Annotated in this window: 11 protein-coding genes; 9 read left to right on the top strand and 2 right to left on the bottom strand. The window is 36.1% G+C overall.

Annotation, left to right across the window (positions count from 1 at the left end; all coding sequences use genetic code 11):
* The first annotated feature begins 117 nt into the window (after nucleotides 1-117).
* From DRZ93_RS12355 to uriT, 3 genes are all read left to right on the top strand, one after another.
* Nucleotides 118-1,308 (top strand): helix-turn-helix transcriptional regulator, encoded by a 1,191-nt coding sequence (locus DRZ93_RS12355; RefSeq protein WP_113743350.1) that lies wholly within the window; start codon nucleotides 118-120, stop codon nucleotides 1,306-1,308.
* 251 nt (nucleotides 1,309-1,559) lie between these two features.
* The gene (gene uriH, locus DRZ93_RS12350) at nucleotides 1,560-2,513 is read left to right on the top strand and encodes a uridine-preferring nucleoside hydrolase UriH (protein WP_113743351.1); all 954 of its coding nucleotides are present in this window, start codon (nucleotides 1,560-1,562) and stop codon (nucleotides 2,511-2,513) included.
* Nucleotides 2,514-2,524: 11 nt separating this feature from the next.
* Entirely contained in the window at nucleotides 2,525-3,916 is a 1,392-nt protein-coding gene (uriT, locus tag DRZ93_RS12345) for a uridine transporter UriT (RefSeq protein WP_113743352.1), read from the top strand.
* Between the two features lie 206 nt (nucleotides 3,917-4,122).
* On the opposite strand, the gene efp is transcribed toward uriT, so the two are convergent.
* Both efp and earP read right to left on the bottom strand, forming a co-directional pair.
* The gene (gene efp, locus DRZ93_RS12340) at nucleotides 4,123-4,686 is read right to left on the bottom strand and encodes an elongation factor P (RefSeq protein WP_113743353.1); all 564 of its coding nucleotides are present in this window, start codon (nucleotides 4,684-4,686) and stop codon (nucleotides 4,123-4,125) included.
* Nucleotides 4,687-4,795: 109 nt separating this feature from the next.
* Nucleotides 4,796-5,848, bottom strand: coding sequence for an elongation factor P maturation arginine rhamnosyltransferase EarP (earP, locus tag DRZ93_RS12335; protein WP_113743354.1), 1,053 nt, complete (start codon nucleotides 5,846-5,848; stop codon nucleotides 4,796-4,798).
* 223 nt (nucleotides 5,849-6,071) lie between these two features.
* Between earP and DRZ93_RS12330 the strand changes: the two genes are divergently transcribed.
* The 6 genes from DRZ93_RS12330 to DRZ93_RS12305 are packed head-to-tail and all read left to right on the top strand — an operon-like array spanning nucleotide 6,072 to nucleotide 12,387.
* A complete protein-coding gene (locus DRZ93_RS12330; protein ID WP_113746698.1) occupies nucleotides 6,072-8,333 on the top strand; it encodes an anaerobic ribonucleoside triphosphate reductase in 2,262 nt (753 codons plus the stop codon).
* A gap of 22 nt (nucleotides 8,334-8,355) precedes the next feature.
* Nucleotides 8,356-8,514 (top strand): anaerobic ribonucleoside-triphosphate reductase, encoded by a 159-nt coding sequence (gene nrdD, locus DRZ93_RS12325; RefSeq protein WP_113743356.1) that lies wholly within the window; start codon nucleotides 8,356-8,358, stop codon nucleotides 8,512-8,514.
* Between the two features lie 9 nt (nucleotides 8,515-8,523).
* Nucleotides 8,524-9,045, top strand: a complete 522-nt coding sequence (nrdG, locus tag DRZ93_RS12320) for an anaerobic ribonucleoside-triphosphate reductase activating protein (protein ID WP_113746697.1) — start codon at nucleotides 8,524-8,526, stop codon at nucleotides 9,043-9,045.
* Between the two features lie 3 nt (nucleotides 9,046-9,048).
* Nucleotides 9,049-10,293: a paraquat-inducible protein A gene (locus DRZ93_RS12315; protein WP_113743358.1), complete on the top strand. Its 1,245-nt coding sequence runs from the start codon at nucleotides 9,049-9,051 to the stop codon at nucleotides 10,291-10,293.
* Nucleotides 10,274-11,866: a PqiB family protein gene (locus DRZ93_RS12310; RefSeq protein WP_113743359.1), complete on the top strand. Its 1,593-nt coding sequence runs from the start codon at nucleotides 10,274-10,276 to the stop codon at nucleotides 11,864-11,866. Before DRZ93_RS12315 ends, DRZ93_RS12310 begins: the two co-directional genes overlap by 20 nt.
* On the top strand, nucleotides 11,866-12,387 hold the full coding sequence (locus tag DRZ93_RS12305) for a PqiC family protein (RefSeq protein ID WP_113743360.1): 522 nt from the start codon (nucleotides 11,866-11,868) through the stop codon (nucleotides 12,385-12,387). The genes DRZ93_RS12310 and DRZ93_RS12305 overlap by 1 nt, the downstream gene beginning before the upstream one ends.
* Nucleotides 12,388-12,389 lie beyond the last annotated feature (2 nt).

Below are 12,389 nucleotides of genomic sequence, written 5' to 3'. Positions count from 1 at the left end.
ATAAAAAAAATGAATAAAATATAATAAAAATGATGTTAATATTTACCTTTAGTGGCATTTTTATCACAAAAATGAAAAGTACATATAAATTAAGCCAGATAGATAAAGGTTTGTATTATGTCAAATATTAATAATGATGCCTATATTTATGACCTGGTAGGTATTTTTAATGTACCTGTCAGCATGTATAAATCAGACCTTTCTCTAATTCAGCATTTTTATGACTTTGGTGAGGAATTTGATCCTCTTGTCTGCGACAAGAGATTGCTTGAGTCTGTTGTATCTACGGTAAGCACTACTGGATTGAGATTAGCCATAAGTTATGATGGCAGTCTTGTTTACTATGTAGTCATGCTCTTTGATGATAAGTCTTATGCTATAGCTGGACCTTTGATTGATGCCAAAGAGGATGTTACAGAGCATGTAAGATTCAATGCTCTAAAGCACAATGCCAAGGTAAGAAATATTACACGCTGCTCAAAGCTGTCTATTCTCTCGGCCTTTTCTCTTATATATAAAGCAGTCTATGGGGTGAGCATCAATATTCATAATCTTATTGAAACAGATAAAAAAGATTTTATAGATATGCAGGCTAAGGAGCATGTGGCCAATGTTTTAATCAGATCTGTTGAAAATACCACACCGCATAATGACAGTACCTATGAGCTTAAAATACGTAAAGCTATATCTGATGGCAATCTTGAGTCTTTAAAGCTGGCTTTGTATACGCCTTTTGTGGGTGAGAGAGGTATTATCGGATATACACCTATCAGATCTCATAAGAATCTTGCTATTGTAGATATAACCATTGCCTCAAGAGCTGCTATTGATGCAGGCATTGATGCTGAGCTTGCCTATGTTATTTCTGATGGTTACATTCTGCAGGTTGAAAAAGCTAAAACCTCGCAGGAGGCTGAAGATATTTATTTCAGATGTGCTTTTGAATTCTGCAATCTGGTTAAAAATACTAAAACATCTATAAATACAGATAATAAGATAGTCAAACAGGTAGTCAGCTACATCAATAGAAATTTTTATAAAAAGTTCTATCTAAAGGATATAGCCTCACATCTTAATTTGTCATCTGAGTATTTAGAAAGGGTATTTAAAGAGCAGACTAAAATGACAATAGGACAGTATCTTTTAGATGTGCGCTTGAATCAGGCTGTGCTGCTGCTTGAGGGATCGGATAAGGCTATTTATGAAATAGCCTCACTAACCGGGTTTAACTCTCAAAGTTACTTTATTTTACAGTTTAAGCGCAAGTTTAATATGACCCCTAAAAGCTATAGAACAAAGAGTTTTTAGTTGTTTTTAAAAATATATTATTTTTCAACAAGTTTGTTTTTATCAGTATATTTTTTGTAAAAAATCTACCATACAAGTATGGTATGTTTTTGTTTTAATATTTTTGTTTTTGTGATAACAACAGCATTCTTTTGTTTTTTTTATATCATAAAAATTATATTTTATTCTTAATTTTTATATTTTAACTCCTTATAAAAATCTAAACTAAAAAAAACAGTACAGATAAAAATTCTGCATATGAGGATATAAATATGGAAAAGAGAAAAATAATATTAGACTGCGACCCAGGTCATGATGATGCTATTGCTATGTTACTTGCCTGGGGAAATCCTAATATAGATCTTGTCGCTGTTACCACAGTTGCTGGTAATCAGACTATAGATAAAGTTACTCATAATGCCTTATCAGTAGCCCGTGTGGGCAATATGCAGGGGCTTACCATTGCCAAAGGATCAAGAAGACCAATTGTAAGAGCAGAGACTGAAAACGCTCCATCCATTCATGGAGATAGTGGTTTAGATGGTCCAAAGCTTCCAGATCCTGTTCATACTCTTGATTCAAGAAGTGCTGTTGAAGTTATTATCGATACAGTAATGAACAATCCTCCTAAGACTATAACTATTGTTCCTACAGGAGCGCTTACCAATATTGCTCTTGCTGCTAGAGTTGAGCCAAGAATTGTAGAAAGAGTAAAAGAAGTTGTGCTTATGGGTGGTGGTGCTCATGTTGGCAACTGGTCTGCTGTCGCTGAGTTTAATATAAAGATAGATCCAGAGGCAGCATATGTTGTGTTCAATGAAAAATGGCCTGTAACAATGATAGGTCTTGATCTTACCCATCAGGCTCTGGCAACTCCTGAGGTTATGGCTAAGATTGCTGCTTTAAATACCAAGCCTGCCAAATTTGTCTGCGATCTTATCGACTTCTTTGGCAAGATGTATAAAAAGGAGCAGGGTTTTGATGCACCTCCAGTACATGATCCATGTGCTGTAGCTTATGTAATTGATCCTACACTTATAAAAACAAGACGCGTACCAATTACTGTTGAACTTACAGGTACACATACATTAGGTATGACTGTATGTGACTTTAGAAAGGTTGAGTATACAGACTGTCATACACAGGTAGCTCTTGAGCTTGATCACAAGCGTTTCTGGGATCTGATTACAGATGCTCTCAAGAGAATTGGTGACACTGATTTTTAAAGGAAAGAGCTATGAGTGAAAAAGTTGTTAATGTAACAGTGCTGATGACAGCACTGCTTGCAGCCTGCGTTGCCTTTCAGTTAAATGCAAGTATGCTAGGTCCTGTTCTGATTACCATAGGTCAGGAGCTGCAGGCTAACGAAGCTGACGTTGGCTTGTCTCAGACAGCCTTCTTTACAGCTGCTGCTCTGTTTTCACTGTTTCTGCCACGTCTTTCTGATATTAAAGGCAGAAAGCTGATTTTAAGTATTATGCTTTTAGTCATGACTTTAGGAACAGTATTGGCTGCGCTTGCTCCAAATATTGAAACATTATTCGTGGCCAGAGTTATTCAGGGTATTTCAGGCCCTGTAGTACCTATATGTCTTTTAATGCTGCGCAGTGAAATATCTGACGTTAAAACCTATGCAACATTAATGGGTGTGGTTACAGCTGTAAATGGCGGTATTGCTGGTGTTGACGCAATAGCCGGCGGTCTTATTGCCTCATACTCAGGATTTAGAGCTGTATTCTGGACTATTGCTGTTATAGCTGCAATTGCCACATTGCTTGTCTTTAAGTTTGCACCAGAGTCAAAACCTTCTGCAAATGTAAAGATGGACTGGGTTGGAGTGCTGTTTATTGTTCTGTCATTAGCTTTTATGTTAAATGCATTGAACAAGGCAGCAAATGTGGGCAATGTAGATTTCTTCCAGGTTACATTATATGCAGTACTTGGCATCATAAGCTTCGTTCTTTTTGTTAAGACAGAGAAGAAGAGTGCAGAGCCATTAGTATCTATTGAGCACCTGAAAAGACGTGAAACATGGTCAATTCTGTTGACTACAACCTTAACCATGACCGGTATTTTCGCTATAGTTAATGGTCTTGCCATGTCTTTGGCTCAGAATACACAGGTAGGTTTCTCTTTAGGACCTGATACTGCTGCTTTATACCTGTTAACTCCATATGCCCTTATTGGCTGGCTCGTAGGTCCTTTTGCTGGACGTATGGCACCAAGCTTTGGCTATACCAATATTCTGCGCATAGGCTTATTCGGATCTATTATAGGCATATTAATCATAATATTTGCCGGTATTGACTCTCTGACAGCTCTGATATTTGGTGTGGTACTACTTGGTATTACATATGCAGGATGTGCCAATATTATGTTAAACGGCCTTGGTATTGTACTCTCACCTGAGAGCAATCCTGGATTTTTACCTGGTATGAATGCTGGTGCTTTTAACCTTGGTGCAGGTCTGAGCTTTGCGATTCTTCCTGCTGTACTGGTTTTAAACAGTGTTGATGGACAGCCTACATCTGGAGCCTATTCAAGCGGTATTATGGTTGGTCTTGTTATCACTATATTAGCTTTTGTCGCTTCATTTAGTATTCCAAGACCAAAGAACGCAGAGCTATAAGATAAATATAATTATTATAAGTGTGTGCTATAGTGCTGATCTTTAACAAGATCTGAATATTCAGGGTAGACTTCAAGTCTACCTTTTTTTATATGAGCAAAGATAAAGAGGAGTTTATTGGGGTTATATAAAAAATTAGCGTCTATATAAAATAGACGCTATAGGTTTCTAATGCTGTTATTGCACGTGTGTTTTAAATTTTTATATTAAACGCGCTTTTTGAACTCGTTGGTACGGGTATCAATTTCAATCTTGTCGCCGATATTTACGAAATCAGGAACCTGAATCTCATAACCGGTGCCGGCAAGGCGGGCAGGTTTTGTAACCTTGCCTGAGGTGTCGCCGCGAACTGCAGGCTCAGTGTACTCTACCTCACGAACGATAGAAATTGGAAGCTCAACAGATATAGCCTTGCCCTCGTAGAAGGTTACTTCGCATACATCTTCCATACCGTCAACGATGTAGTTAAGAATATCGCCAAGGTTATCCTTCTCAACGTCATACTGATTGAACTCCTCGTCCATGAATACATAGAGAGGATCATTGAAGTATGAGTATGTGCACTCTTTTCTCTCAAGGATAACATCGTCTAAACGATCATCTGCACGGAATACGGTCTCAGTACCGCCTTCAGCTAGCAGGCTCTTGAGCTTCATTTTAACTACTGCAGCGTTTCTGCCAGACTTATTGTACTCAGTCTTCTGAACAACCATTGGCTTGCCGTCTAACATGATTACATTTCCAGCACGAATTTCTTGAGCTAACTTCATATGGATATACCTTTAAAATATTTGATTACATAGTATTGAATACTACAAACTGCTAACCGTTTATTTTAGCAGATATATACAATATTTGTAAGATATAGGTAAATTGCATCTAGATCTTTTTAGCACAGAACTCTATAAGTGAATCTGTAAGAGATGGCTGATTTAAAAGATATTCTGACCATTTTTGTGTTTGAATTTTAAAGTTATTTTCAAAAATGTCATAGTTAAAATTTTCTGGATCTATAGTCCCATTGCTGTTATACATATTGTTGAGTGTCCTGAACATATCAAAAAGTTTAGGATCTGCATCAGTTGCCTCACCCATTCTGTCTATAAAATCATTGAGTTTTATAATATGGGCGTTTTCTTCCTGATAGTAGATCTGCCATAAAAAGATATTGCCTGTAAGCATAGCTCTGACAATGGAGTCTTCGCCTCTAACCAGATTTAAATCGCTGTTTATAAGAATGTCATCATATTGGGGCTGAGGAACCATGGAGTGCGCATTAAATGTAAAGTTTTCAAAGCTATAGCTCTGCCCTGCTTTGAGATTTATATTTAAAAGAGCATTGAGATTATCAAGAGCAAGACCTTCAAACACTGTAACTATATTGTGTTTTTTGGATTTGGACAGTATTTTAAGTACTGTTTTTAAATTGTCATTTTTATAGCTAAAAAGACTTATATATCTTGTATTGTCTGTATCTGTAAGTTTTTTATTGCTTACTTTGGCAATAAAATCATCTTCTATAATAAGACCGCCTGTCTTTCTGGTAAAACCAGGAAAGAAATAATAGCAGTTAAGATTGTCAGCAAAGGATCTTAAGCCATGACAATCCTCAACCCAGCTTTCGGCACTTAAATACTCAAGATTTACAGTAAGCACATTGCTCTTGGCAATATTGTTGATAACCTCATCTGAAGGTCTGCATGAAAATGCCAGGACAACTACATCTGTATCATTAAATGTAAGGTTGTCTGACCAGTTTTGCATATCTATAAGATTTTTGTCGCTGTCATTGGCTATTTTATTGAGAGTCTGTGTATTGTCACAGATAAGTTTTACTGTATGACCTTTTTGTATAAGACCTCGAGATAGTCTTAAACAGACACCTGCATCACCATAGTTGTCTATAACTTTACAGAAGATATCAAACTTCATTTTGCCCTTTAAACCATAATAATTTTTTTTATTTGCTCAAATACCATGCGTATGGTCTTTTAAAAAAGTAAAGACCATAACAACAATTATTCAACTTTAATTTACAAATTTTACAATTATAATAAGATGATAATTTTTTTTAATTTACTGTTTTTTATATACGTACAAAAATAAATAAATATCTGAAATATTGATGTTTTTTTAATCTTAAATTGAGAGTGTTATGATCAGGTTTATTGTAAAACGAGATGGCAGAAAGGTATCTTTCAATCAATTGAAGATTGCTAATGCAATAAGAAAGGCTCTGATCTCTGTCCATCCTGATGATGGAATAACTGAGCATGAAGAACTTTTAATTAAAGATCTGACAGCTGAAGTTGTATCTCTTATTGAAGCTGATGTTTCAAGAACACCTTCAGTTGAAAACACACAAAACATCATTGAAAAGGTTTTAATCAAACACGATCTGGCAGCTGAGGCCAAGAATTTTATTCTGTACAGACAGCAGAGAACCAATGTCAGAACCTATAATGAGGATTTGACCAGAATTTATAGAGATCTGACATCAAAATCAACAGCCGATATGGATCTTAAAAGAGAAAATGCCAATATTGATGCAAATGCTCCTATGGGTCTGATGCTGCGTTTTGGTTCTGAAGGTGCCAAAGATTTCGTAAAAAGATATGTATTAAAGCCAGAGCATGCTTTAGCTCACAGCAATGGTACTATTCATATTCATGATCTGGATTTTTATCTTTTAACTATCAACTGCTGTCAGATAAGTTTAAAAGATCTTTTTAAACGCGGTTTTTCTACAGGACATGGTTTCCTGCGTGAGCCTAAATCTATATTGTCAGCTGCTGCATTATGCTGTATCGCTATTCAGTCAAATCAGAATGATATGCACGGCGGTCAGTCAATTCCTATGTTTGAGTATGATCTGGCACCTTATGTTGTGGTTTCATACTTAAAGCATCTGTCTAAAGTTACATGCATATCAATGCGCTGCAATGATATTGATACAAGTGGACTTACAGACTATGGTATGGAGGTTTATCACAAGCTTGGTACCATAATGTCTGATGAGGCTCAGCTTTTAATTAAAGACTTCCTTGTAACATTATTAAAGGAAAATAGCTATGACTGTGATGATGAGGCTGTAGCATATATTTTAAATGAGTCACTGATGCTTACTGACAGAGAAACCTATCAGGCTATGGAAGCTGTGATTCATAATTTAAACTCTATGCAGTCACGAGCAGGTGCACAGGTTCCTTTTTCATCAATTAACTATGGAACAGGTGTAACAAAAGAGCAACGCATGATTATGCGCAATGTGCTTTTAGTTACAGAGGCAGGTCTTGGCGGTGGTGAAACACCTATTTTCCCTGTACAGATTTTTAAGATAAAAGATGGTATCAATACCAAAGAGGGCGATCCAAACTACGATCTGTTCAAGCTTGCTTGCAGGGTTTCAGCCAAGAGACTCTTCCCTAACTTCTCATTCCTCGATGTACCTTATAATAAACAGTATTATGTTGAGGGCAGACCTGAGACTGAAGTGGCTCTGATGGGATGCAGAACCAGAGTCTTTGGCAATGATTATGATAAAACAAAACAGGTAATTCCAGGTCGTGGCAATCTGTCATTTACCACAGTTAATCTACCACGACTTGCTATTGAGGCTCACGGATCTATAAGTAAATTCTATGAGTCACTTGATCATGTAGTTAATATGATCTTTGATCAGCTGCTTGATCGCTTTGAAATCATTGCTCAGAAACATGTTTATAACTATCCGTTTTTAATGGGTCAGGGTGTATGGATTGATTCTGACAGACTGTCTATGGATGACACCATACGTGACGTTATAAAAAATGGATCTTTATCTGTAGGATTTATTGGTCTTGCCGAGGCTTTAGTGGCTCTTACAGGCTATCATCATGGTGAGTCTGAAAAATCATGTAAATTAGGCTACGAGATTTTATCTCATATGCGTGATCTTACAGACAAACAGACACAGAAAACAGGGTTAAACTTCTCACTGTTTTCAACACCAGCTGAAGGTCTGTCCGGACGCTTTGTTAAGATGGACAAAAACAGATATGGTGAGATAAAGGGTGTTACAGACAGGGATTACTATACCAATAGTTTCCATGTACCGGTGTACTATGATATATCTGCTGCTAAAAAAATTAAAATTGAAGGCCCATTCCATGAGCTGTGCAATGCCGGCTCTATAACCTATGTCGAGATGGATGGAGACTTGACTAAAAATACTGAGGCCTTTGAGCAGATTATCTTATATATGAAAGACTGCGGCGTGGGATACGGTTCTATTAATCACCCTGTAGATCGCTGTCCTGTATGCGGATTTGTTGGTGTCATCAATGATGTGTGCCCAAAATGTGGACGACATGATGGTGAAGGTGTAACTATCGAGCGTTTGAGCAAGATAGGCGTTGAGTGTATATGTAAAGGTTAGTTTTTTTTGGAGAAATAAAAAAATGGTAACTAGATTACATCCACGTAATGGAGTTGTAGGCGAGGGAGTAAAGTTTGAGAGAATCAGAAGAGTTACAGGCTACCTCGTAGGAACATTAGACAGATTTAATAATGCCAAGCGTGCTGAAGTGCACGACAGAGTAAAGCATCAGCATGTATAAAGGGAAGATATGGATTTAGGTATATTAGACAGTACCTCGCTGCGTATAGCAGGTGCTGTATCTGAATCCATAGTGGACGGCCCTGGAATAAGATACACCATTTTTACCCAGGGCTGTCTTTTACATTGTAAAGAATGCCATAACCCACAGTCACAGCCACTTGATGGCGGAATAGAAGTTTCTCTTCGTGTCCTATACAATGAAATTAAAGAAAACCCTCTTATAAAGGGTGTCACTTATTCAGGTGGTGAGCCTTTTTTACAGGTTAAACCTTTAATTATCCTCTCAAAAATTTTAAAAGAACAAAATTATTCATTATGGTCATATTCTGGCTATACTTTTGATAAGCTTGCTAAAAATCCACAAACGCTAGAACTTTTGAAGTTGCTTGATGTCATCGTGGACGGTCCTTTTGTAGATACACTCAAGTCCTATGAAATTGATTTTAGAGGGTCTACAAATCAGCGTATTATAGATGTTCAAAGATCTTTACAAAGCAACACAGTTGTTAAACTTGCAGGTTATAGATAATTAATGTCTGATAAAAATAAAACTAGCTCTGATAGTTTTTTAACCTTATGTAAAACGTGTGACTATATAGTAAATATACCAAATCAAGGTGTGAAGCATACATGTCCTGTCTGCTCATCAAATTTAAAGTCGCGCAGTTTACTTGATTTTAAGCAATTAGGTTTTTTTGCATTAAGTGCCCTGATCATTCTTATTATATCAATTTTTCAGCCATTTATTTCAGTATCATCCTTAGGAATCACTCATACCATAGAACTTATATCTATGGTTTTTATCTTAAAAACAGACTGGTCTTTGCTTCTTTATTTTCTGTTTCTCTTTACCTTTATGCTGCCGGTTATTATGCTTCTTATACAGGTAGCTATAGGTTTATTTAATGTAAAACCAAATATATTTATAGCCAATATCTATACTATATCTCATGCCTTTTGCATGGTTGATGTATTTATTCTTGCTGTTCTTGTAAGTCTTATAAAACTTACCTCCTTAAGTACAGTAGATTTTCATTCTGGCTTTATTCTGGCGCTTATTTTTTCCATTATGCTTGTTTTATGTTGGGCAAAATGCCATCCCTACAAAGTATGGGATCTTATAAGTCAAAGCTCTATACAATCAGAGCATAAAGGATTGCGCGGTATAGATGTATCTTTGATTTTATGCAGACATTGTCATAATTGTTTTTATAATTCAGATACAGATAATGCACAGTGCCCTCGCTGTGGAACTGATGCTGCAATAAGAGAAAAACACTATTTTCAAAGGGTTATGGCTCTGCTGTTGGCTTCAATAATTCTGTATCTGCCATCAAATCTGTATCCAATCATGTTTACAGATTATCTTGGCAACAATACAGGATCAAATATTATTGAGGGTGTTATATCTTTGTGGAATATGAACAGTCAGTTTGTCGCAATTATCATTCTTGTGGCATCTATTTTTATTCCTATTTTTAAAATACTGTCTATGGCCTTTTTACTCTATGTAATAAGGTTCAGAACTGTTAAAAGACCTATACACGCAACAAGACTTTATAAAATAGTATGTTTTATAGGAAAATGGTCAATGATAGATGTTTTTGTAGTTATAATCATGACATCTGTTGTGCGTTTTACCGGTGTTATGGTGATTAATCCTGGATTTGCCGTCATATCTTTTTGTCTTGTTGTGATAATTACAATGTTTGCTGCTGAGAGCTTTGATCAGCGTTTGATTTGGGATAACAATATAAATGGAAGCAAAAAATCTTAAATTAAAACAAGGCCTGTCTAAGATAAACCCAGTATGGTTACTCCCTGTTCTAGCTTTAATCTTTACCTTTATCATGATCTGGGATAACACCATAAACAGAGGTCCAAAGGTAGAACTTAAGATCAACTCAGCTGATGGTATTGTAAAAGGTACAACACTGCTAAAGCTTCGTTCTGTACCTGTAGGCAGAGTGATAGATGTAACATTAGATGATGAATATACCAATGCCATTCTTACAGTGCAGATGGAGCCTAATACTGATGATTTGCTGGCTCAGGACTCCTTGTTCTGGGTTGTGAAACCACGTGTTGAGAATACTGGTATATCTGGTCTTGATACATTGCTCTCAGGTCCTTACATTGAAATGATGAAAGGCAAGTCTGAGCAAAAAGCTAATGTTTTTGATATTTTAGATGAGCCTCCTTCAACCAGAAACAATGAAAATGGCTTGTATCTGACACTGCACTCCAAGGCCGGCACAAGGCTTAACAATAATGATTTGATTACCTACAAAGGTATTCCTGTAGGTAGTGTAGTAAGTTCTGAGTTTGACTTTAAAGAGCAGATGTTAAGATATAGAGTATTTATTAAAGAGCCATACTCGGCTCTTGTACGTCAAAGCTCAAGATTCTGGATTTCAAGCGGTATAGATATAAGCTTTGGAGCTGAGGGTTTTAAAGTAAATACCGAGTCTCTTGATAACATTATCCGTGGTGGTATAGCTTTTGATGATTTAAATGACAATATCACATCAGTAATAACTCTTAAAGATGGAGATACACTGCCTTTATATAAGAACAGAGATGCTGCAGAACTCTCAACCCTTGATGATGCCATAAAATACGTGGTAATGGTAAAAGATACAGTAGGCGGAATAAATATCTCCTCTCCTGTACTGTTTAAAGGCTTATATATTGGTAAAGTACTGCAGCCTAATTTTTATGAAAATAATATTATCGATCTGATTTCAGACAATAAATATATACCAGTTCTTATTGCTCTTGATATAAGTGATGTCAACTCATATAGAGTAAAGCAGGTTTTTGATGCCCATTTAAGAACAAAGACTCTGTGTGCCAATATTGAGCCTGCCAACCTTTTAACTGGTGAGAAGCTTATATCTCTTACCTACAATGATAAAAAATGTAAGGCATATACTAAAGAGTACAGAGGTTATAAGGTTATTCCTTCTACAACTGAAGGTGACATCAAGCAAAGAGTTGATGAAATTTTAGTTGAGGTTAAGAAGTTTGATGTCAAGGGTGTATCAGATGAGCTTATAGCAGCCTTAAAGTCTGTTAATAAGGCTATGGAAAACTTCTCTGTCAACTCCACAGATCTTAAGAAGGACAATGTTATTCAGAATATCAACAGAGCCTTTAATAATTTAAGTAAAACTGTAAATAACTATGGACCAGACTCAGATATTGCCAGAAATTTAGAAAACTTAAGTCAGCAGATAAAGAGTCTGTTAAATGATTTAAATCCTACTTTAGATAAGCTGTCAAACAATCCTAACAGCATTATATTTGGCGACAGCACTAAGGATATTGAACCCAAGAGGAATAAATAATGTACAGAATTATATTTGTATCAGTATTTGCCTTGTTTATATCTGCCTGCAGCTCAACAGCCAGCTTTAACAGATATCTTATAACATCAGATGTGCAAAACTATGATCTTGATAATAATTATGATGTCTCTTTGTCTATGGCAACTCATCTTGACTGTAATGGCATTGTTATGCAGACTTCAGATGTGTCATTTGTCGAGGCTATAAATAATAAATGGGCTGAGCCAATATCAAGACAGATTTCAGCCATAATTGAAGACAGACTTATACAGGAGCAGTTGAGTGACAAGCTCAAATATAAGTTTTACATATCTAAATTCAATGGCAGAACTGATGGTACAGTGCACACTTCAATACAGATAAGTATTGATAAGCAAAAGAAGCACATTTTTGATTATAAGAGAGTTATATCAAGAGAAATGAGTGGAGATGGATATGAGTCTTTAGTCAATGATTTAAGAATGGATTTAGAAGTGTTGCTGGATGACTTTATATCTAAATTTAAAAAAGAGGTTAAATAAAA

Origin of the sequence: Anaerobiospirillum thomasii, assembly GCF_900445255.1 — a bacterium.
Classification (GTDB): domain Bacteria; phylum Pseudomonadota; class Gammaproteobacteria; order Enterobacterales; family Succinivibrionaceae; genus Anaerobiospirillum_A; species Anaerobiospirillum_A thomasii.
The sequence above is the reverse complement of the archived record's forward strand: the minus strand, read 5'-3'. Positions and strand labels throughout refer to the sequence as shown.